4 protein-coding genes and 1 tRNA gene are annotated in these 7,643 nt (G+C 58.6%); 4 read left to right on the forward strand and 1 reads right to left on the reverse strand.

All coding sequences use genetic code 11. The features are described 5' to 3' along the window. The first annotated feature begins 271 nt into the window (after positions 1–271). From metH to HMPREF3039_RS11485, 4 genes are all read left to right on the forward strand, one after another. Complete coding sequence (metH, locus tag HMPREF3039_RS11470) at positions 272–4,033, forward strand: methionine synthase (protein ID WP_067574140.1); 3,762 nt, start codon at positions 272–274, stop codon at positions 4,031–4,033. Positions 4,034–4,058: 25 nt separating this feature from the next. Then, the gene (locus tag HMPREF3039_RS11475) at positions 4,059–4,835 is read left to right on the forward strand and encodes a threonine/serine exporter family protein (RefSeq protein WP_067574138.1); all 777 of its coding nucleotides are present in this window, start codon (positions 4,059–4,061) and stop codon (positions 4,833–4,835) included. Further along, a complete protein-coding gene (locus tag HMPREF3039_RS11480; RefSeq protein WP_067574136.1) occupies positions 4,832–5,335 on the forward strand; it encodes a threonine/serine exporter family protein in 504 nt (167 codons plus the stop codon). The genes HMPREF3039_RS11475 and HMPREF3039_RS11480 overlap by 4 nt, the downstream gene beginning before the upstream one ends. A 92-nt stretch (positions 5,336–5,427) precedes the next feature. Beyond that, a tRNA-Gln gene (locus HMPREF3039_RS11485) sits at positions 5,428–5,502 on the forward strand. Between the two features lie 99 nt (positions 5,503–5,601). On the opposite strand, the gene HMPREF3039_RS11490 is transcribed toward HMPREF3039_RS11485, so the two are convergent. Next, complete coding sequence (locus HMPREF3039_RS11490) at positions 5,602–7,110, reverse strand: hypothetical protein (RefSeq protein ID WP_067574134.1); 1,509 nt, start codon at positions 7,108–7,110, stop codon at positions 5,602–5,604. Positions 7,111–7,643 lie beyond the last annotated feature (533 nt).

Consider the following 7,643-nt stretch of genomic DNA (forward strand, 5'->3'; position numbering starts at 1 on the left):
GAATACGTTGTTCCGATCACTTTCCGTCCGCGTACCGGCTCATGCACGCTTTTCCGTCGCCGGGCTTTATGGTGATAGTGCGGCGGCTTTCCGTCCCCTGGCGAGGTTCGGGATGCACGGGCGAGTCTGGACATGCCTTTCTCCAGTACCTCTACCTCGGGAAATTCACCCTCAAGGGCATTTTCCCGATATGCGCCCGTACCGGAAAAGGGGTGACGTCAATTATCCTTGTTCACGGAGGGCACGGGCTGTAGATTTTCCGCGCCCGCTTATGACCAAAGCATCCCGACTCAAACGTCTTGATTATCTCAAAGATCAACTGCGCAAAAGGATTGTGATCCTGGACGGCGCCATGGGCACCAATATCCAGAAGTTCAAGCTGAAGGAGGAGGATTACCGTGGAGAGCGCTTCGCGGATAAGGAATTGTATCCCAACGACCTGAAGAACAACAACGACCTTCTCGTGCTGACCAGGCCGGAGGTAATTCTGGACGTGCACCGCCGCTTTCTGGATACGGGCCGTGCGGATATCATTGAAACCTGCTCCTTTGGCGCAACCAGCATCGGGCAGCACGACTATTTCTGGCATCATCCGGAAGAGGGGGAGCGCAAGGACCAGTCCTACTTCCAGCAAGTGGTGGATTCCTCCGTTTTGAAGTCCCTGGCGCGGGACATGAACCTGGCTGCCGTTTCCCTGGCCCGCCGGGCCTGTGACGAGGCGGAGGCGCGCGACGGCAGGCCCCGCTTTGTGGCCGGGTCCATCGGCCCCATGCCCGTCACCTGCTCCCTGTCTCCTGACGTGAATGATCCGGGCTTCCGGTCCGTGAATTTCAACCAGCTCAGACAGGCCTACCGGGAACAGGTGCTGGCCATGCTGGAAGGCGGGGTGGACCTGATTCTGCTGGAAACGGTTTTCGATACGCTGAACGCCAAGGCGGCCCTGTTCGCCATGGAAGAGGTGTTTGACGAACAGCCGGACGCCGCCGTTCCGGTGATGGTGTCCGTAACGCTGACGGACAAGGCTGGGCGCACCCTGTCGGGCCAGACGATTGAGGCGTTCTGGAATTCCATCCGCCACGTCCGGCCCTTCTCCGTGGGCATCAACTGCGCCCTGGGTGCGGATTTGATGCGCCCCTTTGCCGAGGAAATCGCCGGGCTTGCGGACTGCTACGTTTCCATTTACGCCAACGCGGGGCTTCCCAACCCGCTCAGCCCCACGGGCTACGACCAGCTTCCGGAAGACATGGCGGCATTCATGAAGGAATATGCCTCCCTGGGCATCCTGAATATTGTGGGCGGCTGCTGCGGCACCACTCCGGAACACATCGGCGCCATCGCCCGGGCCGTGGAGGGGCTTCCCCCCCGCATTCCTGCCGCCCAGTCCCCTGCCCTGCGCCTGTCCGGGTACGAGGCCTACAACCATACCCGTGAAAAAAACACCCTTTTTGTCGGGGAACGCTGCAACGTGGCGGGTTCCCCCAAATTCGCCCGCCTGATCCGGGAGGGGAATTATGAGGAGGCGGTTTCCATCGCGCGCCAACAGGTGGAAAACGGCGCGCTGGTGCTGGATTTCTGCTTTGACGACGGCCTGATTGAAGGCCGGGAGGCCATGGTCCGCTTCCTGAACCTGGTTTCCGCGGAACCGGACATCGCCAAAGTCCCCTTCATGGTGGATTCCTCCAAATGGGAGGTGCTGGAAGCCGGGCTGCAATGCATGCAGGGCAAGGGCATCGTCAACTCCATTTCCCTGAAGGAAGGAGAGGAGGAATTCCTGAGGAAAGCCGCCCTGATCAAGAGGTACGGGGCGGCGGTCGTCGTGATGGCCTTTGACGAGGAAGGACAAGCCGCCAACTACGAGGACCGCATCCGCATCGCGCGACGGGCCTATGACCTGCTGGTGAACCGGGTGCAGTTCCCGGAGGAGGACATCATCTTTGACCCGAACGTGCTGACCGTCGGCACGGGCATTCCGGAACACGCCAATTACGCCCTGGATTTCTTCAGGGCGGCGGGCTGGATTTCCACCCACCTGCCCCATACCCACATTTCCGGCGGCATTTCCAACGTCTCTTTTGCGTTCCGGGGCAACAACCCGGTGCGGGAGGCCATGCATTCCGCCTTCCTGTACCATGCCACCCGGCAGGGACTGGACATGAGCATCGTGAACGCCGGCATGCTGGAGGTGTACGACAACATTCCCAGGGAAAGGCTGGAGCTGATCGAAGACGTTTTGCTGAACAGGAGGCCGGACGCCACGGAACGCCTGACCGATTACGCGGAGAAGCTGGCCGCGGAAAAAGCGCAGGCGGGCGCGGAAAGGAAACCCGTGCTGGCTTGGCGGGAACAGCCCGTGACCGGGAGGCTGGAACACGCCTTGGTCAAGGGGATCACCGAGTTTGTGGACGCGGATACGGAAGAGGCGTTCAAGGAACTGGGTTCCCCCCTGAAGGTAATTGAAGGCCCGCTGATGGACGGCATGAAAGTGGTGGGGGAACTGTTCGGCGACGGAAAGATGTTCCTGCCCCAGGTGGTGAAGAGCGCCCGCGTGATGAAGCAGGCCGTGGCATGGCTGACCCCGTACATTGAGGCGGACAAGAAAGGATCTTCCAAAACGGGCAAGGCCGTGATCGCCACCGTGAAGGGGGACGTGCATGACATCGGCAAGAACATCGTCGGCGTGGTTCTGGGCTGCAACGGCTTTGAAGTGGTGGACCTGGGCGTGATGGTCCATTGCGACACGATTCTGGACCGCGCGGAGCAGGAACATGCGGACCTGGTGATGCTTTCCGGCCTCATCACCCCTTCCCTGGAGGAAATGTCCCACGTGGCGGCGGAAATGCAGCGCCGCGGCATGACCGTTCCCCTGATGGTGGGGGGCGCCACCACGTCCGCCCTGCACACGGCGCTGAAGATCGCCCCCCATTACGAGGGGCCCGTGGTCCATACCGTGGACGCCTCCCAGGTGGTGCCCGCCGCCGCGGCCCTGGTGGGAGAAAAGAAGGATTCCTACATTTCCGCCGTCAAGGAACGGCAGGAGGAACTGCGCACCAGCCATGAAAACAAGCCTTCGAAAGACTTCCTCTCCCTGGAGGAAGCACGGGAACTGCGCTGGCGGGGCGCGGACGGCGGCTATGTGCCGCCCGTGCCGGAGCGTCTGGGCCCCGTTTCCATCGGCAGCCTGCACAGTCCCGTAAGCTGCGGCTGCTGCAGCGACGATCCCCGGTATTACGTGACCATTCAGGAACTGGTCGGCCGCATCGACTGGACGCCCTTTTTCCATGCCTGGGAACTGCACGGCGTCTGGAGCGCCTCCCGGCAGGAATTCCGCACCAAGGACCCGGCCAAGGCGGACGCGGCGGCGGCCCTGTACAAGGACGCCCGCGACCTGCTGGAACAGGCCGTCAAGGAAAACCGCTACCAGGCCCGCGGCGTCATCGGCATCTTCCCGGCCAATTCCACCCCCAACCATGACGACATCACCGTCTGGACGGATGAATCCAGAACCGTGCCGCAGGCCACCCTGCTGACCCAGCGGCAGCAGTTGAACGCCCAGGGCAGGAAGCGTCTGGCCCTGGCGGACTTCATCGCCCCGGAAGGGGTGAAGGACTACATCGGTGCCATGGCCGTCAGCATCCACGGAGCCAGGCGCTGGGCGCAGGAATGGGAAGCCAGGAATGATTCCTACCGCGCCCTTCTGGTCAGTTCCCTGGCGGACCGGCTGGTGGAAGCCTTTGCCGGGGCCGCCCATGAAAAACTGCGCGTGCTGTGGGGCATCCCCTCTGGAACGGGAGTGCGCCCGGCCTGCGGCTACCCGAGCCAGCCGGACCATCAGGAAAAGGAAACCGTATTCCGTCTGCTCCGTGCCGGAGAAGAGGCGGGCATGAGCCTGACGGAAACATGGATGATGCAGCCCGTTTCCGCCGTCTGCGCGCTGGTATTCTCCCACCCGGAAAGCGCCTACTTCTCCGTAGGGGCCACGGGCGAAGACCAGCAGCGGGACTACGCCGCCAGAAAACAGCGGGCCCATTCCTGACCCTCCCCTTCCCCACTCTTCCGCCATGCCCCATACAGACCAGATTCAGGCCCTGTCCGAGTTCCTGCTGGAATACGCCACCACGCTCATGGGCGCCGGGGTGCACACCAACCGGGCCGTGCGCAACATCTCCCGCATTGCAGCCGCCTACGGGTACGCGGCGGACATGACCATCTTCCAGCGCAACATCACCATGAGCCTCATCAGCACTGATGACGAGAACCTGCGCCGGACTTCCGTCAGGAAACTGAAACCCCTGGCCTTCAACCTGAACCTGATCCAGCAGCTCAGCGAATTGAGCTGGCTTCCCGTGGACAACAACGTCAGCATTGAGGAAATGGAGCGGGCCTTCCGGTCCATTGCGGCAACCAAACGCTTCTCCCCCTGGACGGACCTGCTGCTGGTCAGCGTGGGCAACGCCGCCTTCTGCCGCCTGTTCAACGGGGATATATGGGCCATGCTGACCGTCTTCGGCGCCACCCTGCTGGGCTTTCTGGCAAAGCAGCAGTTCTCCCGGCTGAAATTCAATCCCCTGGGCGTGGTCATCCTGTCCGCGTTCACGGCCTCCATGGCGGCGGCCTGCGCCGTCATCTTCCAGTTCGGGGAGACGCCCCAGATCGCGCTGGCCACCAGCGTTCTGTTCCTGGTTCCCGGCGTGCAAATGATCAACTCCATCATGGACCTGATGCACGGCCACATCCTGATGGGGATTTCCCGGGGCGTCCATTCCATCATGATGATCACCTGCATCACCATCGGCCTTTCCGCAACCATGCTTATTCTGGGGGTGAACAGCTTATGAATCCGGACTTCTTCTCCTCCATCCTCTGGGACGGCCTGATGGCCGCCATAGCGGCTACGGGCTTTGCCGTCATTTCCAATCCCCCCAAGCGGGCGATCGCCGTCTCCGCCCTGCTCGCGGCCGTCGGCCACGCCTTCCGCTTCTACATGATGCACTCCTGGTCCATCGACATCTCCAGCGCCACCTTCATAGCCGCCTTCACCATAGGCATGCTGGGCGTGCTGACGGCCAAGCTGGTGAAATGCCCCGCGGAAATCTTCGCCTTCCCCTCCCTTCTGCCGATGATTCCCGGCGTGTACGCCTACAAGACCATTCTGGCCCTGATGCAGTTCATGCAGGAAAACCAGGATATGGAAACCATGAACAGGCTGATCGTGGATATCTGCAAAAACGGCATCACCGCCTTCTTCATCATCTTCTCCCTGGTCATCGGCATAGCCATTCCCCTGCTGATGTTCAAGAGGCTGAACTATACCCGCATCATCAGGCCCCGGAATTGAAACACAAACGCGGAGGGTCCCATTTTTCTCTTGCCAGAACTGGTCCGCTGTGATTAACTACGCCCCGCAAAGGCAGCAATGCCCTTTTCCACAGCCCCATAGTGTAATTGGTAACACACCTGATTTTGGTTCAGTATTTCTAGGTTCGAGTCCTGGTGGGGCTGCCAGCTTTAAACAAAATATCCCGTCTCTCCGGAGGCGGGATATTTGTTTTTACACGGTTTTGCATAAGAAGGCTGCATGCCGCCTGCAGACCTTATCCATGGTCATGATGGCGCTTGTGCATCAGGATCGGTAAAATCCTCAACGACCTCGGTTTGGATTGCATTGGCCTCTATCGCGCTGAATCCGTAATAGGCTGGATTATATCCGTTCAGGCAACGTTGCATGATACGGGGAGCGCCGACAGAAGCATAGGCAGACCTGGTTGTAGAATTGTTATACATATCCATGCACATGCCATCCAGGCCATTTGTTTCAAACGTATGTATGCCCCTCACGCTGGCAATCCGCCAGCAGACATTATCATGAATACCAGTCACCATCAGCCACAACGCCCCGCGGTCATCTGTATCCAGACCGCCGTCGCTGCGCTGCTGATACACTATCCCGCCGATGGACAGAGGTATGGACGTGTTGCTGTTCAGCGGCAGCAAGGACCGGGTGGTCTTGACCAGGTATTTGTTTAATTCGCGCAACCCATAAATTTCCCTGACCCTGACCCAGTATCCCATGGCGGCACTATCCCGGGTATCGGTGATGGTAATATCCAGCACCTCTCCAAATCCAACGCTGCTCGTGACGGGGACGAAGGTGTAATCATCCACGGCCCTGTCCAGCCTTGTCGATGTGGTCAACAGCCCGAGTGCGACACTTATTTTCACCTGCGCATTCGCCATAGAAAATCTCAGAGGTAAAAAAACACCTCCGAACTTGCAGTAATTGGCCCGCCCTACAAGAGTCTGGTCAATGGCGATACGAGCCGTGGACGATGTACTTTTTGGAGTTATTATCTGCAGGAAGTGCCCTGGTACCCGTTCATTTATGGTGGCGGTCCCGGTGACGGAACTGGAGGAAACAGTCAGGTAAGCCTGCACATTGTACACATCCGCCACGGCTGCCAGCCCCGCCGCATGCATGCGATTGACTGCACTGGTATTTTTTTCCGCGCCTGCAGCCAACGGAATCTCCATTCCCCCCTCGGCATTGATGGCTGCCTCATGAGTCTGGGGTTTTGTCCATGTGTTTTCCTCCTCCTTTTGGCCATATCTGGCGTCATTCTCCTGAGCGTTAAGCACATCGTTGCCGGAAGGGGAGTTCTTCTGATTCAACTTGAACAGTCTGGCCGTCCCGCTGGAAGCACCCAGCCGCACTTCCAATTCATCGGAACCATTTCCCTCAAAGCGGAAGGCGTTCATGCCCGTGTTCCGGAAGACGCCTACCCCCGTCTGAATGTACATCTGGAAATAATCTGCGCTGTAAACATTCATTCTGAAACAGGTAGCTTCCCCGGCCACATCCAGGGCTCCACCCAAATTCAAGGATTCGGAAACACTGAGATTCCCATTCATGGCCACGTCGGCCCGGAATGTTCCGCTCTGAACCGTCAGATTGCCGGAAAGGGACATATTGCCGGCTGCATCCGTAACCGGAGCCTTGTTCCATTTTTCCTTCTCTTGCTCTGTGACGTGGACTGTTGTATTCTCTACATGCTCAGTAAAATCATTCTGAGCGGTCATAAGAATTCCGTTAATGGTAGTGATTTTATTCATCATGGTTTTTATTGGTTAAGAAGTGTCATGCCGTCTTCATCTTGGCGGAGCATTCCGGTTAAATTATAAAGCAGGAACCTTCACGGCGCCGAGGATATTCCCCATGCCCTCTTCATCCGGTTCCGGCTGTCCGGATTTTAATGGATTCTCCCTCCAGCGGTTTATGGCTTGCATTACTTCGACGGAATCCTGCCCCTCTTTCCGGAAAATATCATCCAGTCTGTTGCGTTGAAACCGCCACGGCCGACGCCGGCCAATAAGGCGCCGGAACATGGAATGAACAATCAGACACGGTATTGACGGTTTGTTTTTTTCACGGAAAGGCTGCGTTCCCGATGAAAAAAAAGGCATCTGCGATTGAAATCTGCATTTTTCGACGGACTTCTTCCCTGGTTCGTCTTATACTGGAAACATGAAACATCTTCTCTACATACTGGCCGGTGTCCTGTGGTGCGCAGTCTTTCCGTCCGGGGCCGCGGATAAATACAGCATTATTCCGGAACCGGAGCGCACGGAACTGAAGCCGCAGACCACCA

Source organism: Akkermansia sp. KLE1798 (genome assembly GCF_001580195.1).
Lineage (GTDB): Bacteria > Verrucomicrobiota > Verrucomicrobiia > Verrucomicrobiales > Akkermansiaceae > Akkermansia > Akkermansia biwaensis.

What these genes read in the sequence shown, in the direction of transcription:
- HMPREF3039_RS11480 (WP_067574136.1), top strand. Translation starts at nt 4,832, where the DNA reads ATGAATCCGGACTTCTTCTCCTCCATCCTCTGGGACGGCCTGATGGCC.
- HMPREF3039_RS11490 (WP_067574134.1), bottom strand. Translation starts at nt 7,110, where the DNA reads ATGATGAATAAAATCACTACCATTAACGGAATTCTTATGACCGCTCAG.
- HMPREF3039_RS11475 (WP_067574138.1), top strand. Translation starts at nt 4,059, where the DNA reads ATGCCCCATACAGACCAGATTCAGGCCCTGTCCGAGTTCCTGCTGGAA.
- metH (WP_067574140.1), top strand. Translation starts at nt 272, where the DNA reads ATGACCAAAGCATCCCGACTCAAACGTCTTGATTATCTCAAAGATCAA.